The sequence below is a fragment of the Methanofastidiosum sp. genome, assembly GCA_020854815.1.
Taxonomy (GTDB): Archaea; Methanobacteriota_B; Thermococci; order Methanofastidiosales; family Methanofastidiosaceae; genus Methanofastidiosum.
In genome coordinates this window covers 1-2,615 of sequence record JAHKLW010000014.1, presented here as the reverse complement: position 1 = coordinate 2,615, position 2,615 = coordinate 1, and the positions used below count along the sequence as shown (strand labels likewise).

Annotated in this window: 2 protein-coding genes; both read left to right on the top strand. The window is 37.5% G+C overall.

Annotated elements, in window-relative coordinates; genetic code table 11:
• Window positions 1-581 (top strand): UDP-N-acetylglucosamine 2-epimerase (locus tag KO464_01345; protein ID MCC7572017.1); only part of this gene is annotated, 581 nt, incomplete at its 5' end.
• Window positions 582-1,482: 901 nt separating this feature from the next.
• Complete coding sequence (locus tag KO464_01340) at window positions 1,483-2,550, top strand: hypothetical protein (GenBank protein ID MCC7572016.1); 1,068 nt, start codon at window positions 1,483-1,485, stop codon at window positions 2,548-2,550.
• The last annotated feature ends 65 nt before the right edge of the window (window positions 2,551-2,615 follow it).

The window sequence follows — 2,615 nt, the reverse complement described above, 5'->3', positions numbered from 1 at the left end:
AAGAAGATATTGAGAACTCAAATGTCCTGGAACGCTTGGAACTGCAAGAAGGCAAATACTTCGTAGTGTCAGCCCACAGAGAGGAAAATATTAATTCAGAGACAAACTTCCTCGACTTGGTGGATAGCTTAAATACGATAGCGGATAAATACAAGTTTCCTATTATAATGAGCACCCATCCCAGAACCAAAAACATGATAGAAGCAAAACAAATAGAATTCAATCCTCTTATAAAAACAATGAAACCTTTAGGTTTTAACGATTATGTCAAACTTCAAACCAAAGCCAAAGCCGTACTCAGTGATAGCGGCACTATAAGCGAAGAATCATCAATCCTGGGATTCAGAGCACTTAATATCAGGCAAGCTCATGAAAGGCCAGAAGCTATGGAAGAGGCAGCGGTGATGATGGTGGGGTTAAATAAGGAGAGAATAATGCAGGGACTGGAGGTTTTAGAGAAGCAGGAAAAAGATACTTTACGGCTTGTAGCGGATTATAGCATGCCCAATGTAGCTGATAAGGTTCTGAGGATAATCCTGTCTTATTCGGATTATGTGAATAGAGTTGTTTGGGGTGAATAATATGAAATCAGGAGACGGAATTTATAAAAAAACTATCTTGGTGGACGGGGAGGCAAGGCAGAAATGCTCATCAAAGCAAGGGCAGATGTTTAACTTAGAATCATTCATAAAATGATATCCCGAGACAACAACCTGCTCAACATTCATGGTTCTGCAATATTGCCGGAGTTTCCCGATCGGGCTATTACCGCTGGGCTTGAGGCTGATGATACCAGAAATGCTCGCGAGGAGCAAGACTGAAAGGACTTCGCGCTGATTTTGGATGCATAATAACCGCGAGGGTACGCCAAGGGTGCACACGGTATTCACATGCGGTTGCTGCATCAAAATCCGGCCATTGTTATGAACATCAAGAAGATCAGACGGTTAACGAATAAATACAACCTGAAATGCCCGATTCGCAAGGCAAATCATTACCGTCGCATGGCGAATGCGGGACACGTAACGTGGCTCCCAATTTATTGAACCACAAATTTTGCCTGCACTGAGCCGGGGCTGTACTTTTGACCGATAGCACCTATATTTAACGTAAAGACAGAAAATTTAGAAGAAGAGAATTTAGTTGCCAGTTAGCTACTAGCTACCAGGTGGCCAATTAAATTTGCGAAAAACTATTAACGGTACCCTGTCTCCTAATGAATACTACGAATATCTGCATTCCGGAATCTACCCTTTGGGCATCAAGCCGCTGAAGTAAGCCGACAGTTCGTATGGAATAGGCGCCTTGCCAATCCCAACTTGGAGTAAGCAATTAACAATTGTACAATTTGAAATATCATTAACATGGGGTGCGCATCAATTGGCAGTGTATGATTTATAAAGAAATTGAGTATTTGAAATCTAAGTATATAACCCCAAGAAGTTAATCATAATAACCAATCTTTGAAAGGAAAGAGAACCTATGAACTGTGACATTTATTTAAAAGAGAAAGTTCTTTGTAAAACAATCAAATATCTTTTTTGTTATCATAAAGGTTGTGTTTTACTTAGAAATATTAATGATAAAACTTTGATTCAAAAATTAAGAATGCACTCATTGATCAAGTCCTTTAGACCAATCGAGCGCCTTTTTCGATATGAGGCAAGATGTGCTATATCAATTGACGAGGATACTTTTATATTCTCTTGTAATGGTATTATTTACAATTATTCTATTAAAAGCAATAAAGCAACTATTGAACATCGCTTTGACAAGGGCATGAAAAACCCTTTAACGTTCTGTACGCGATATATAGATGGTAATTTAGTCGATGTTATTTATGGAGAGTACATTTGGAATGAGAATAAAACTCCAGTTTCAATATTTAGAAGAGTTGAGGGGAGATGGGTAGTTGTCTATACATTTCCTCAAAAAGCGGTAACACATGTACATAATATTGTATTTGATGAGTACAGGAATAGATATATCATATTAACTGGTGATTCTGATAATGAATCGGGAATTTGGAAAGCGGACATTGATTTCAACAATGTAAAACCAATAGTAATTGGAAAGCAGAGCTATCGATCCTGTGTTGCTTTTCCAACAGAAAAGTGCGTTTATTATGCTACAGATACGCCGCTCGAACAAAATTGGATTTATGAGTTAACAGAACAACCGCAAGGTACAGCTAATTTATTAAAAGTATATAAAATGCCGGGTCCTTGTATATGTGGAAGAGAATCATCTGGGAGTTATTTCTTTGCTACTTCAGTTGAAGGAGATCCAACACAGAGTAAATGGAAGTACAGGCTTTCATATCGACTAGGAAAAGGCGTTCATGACAGTTTTGTTCATATAATTAAAGGGAATAAGTATGGTCAATTCTGTGAAATAGCTAAACTAAAAAAAGATATTTTCCCGATTTGGTTGTTTCAGTTTGGAAATGCACAGTTTCCAACTGGGGAGTGGAAGGATGGAGTGATAATCACACCTATAGCAACAAAACATAGTGATGGAAGAACGTTGGTAATAAACACAGATTCATAATGATAAAAAACTATTAATAAAGAGGTTAAATTAAATGAGTAAAATGTATACTTATAGCATTATTT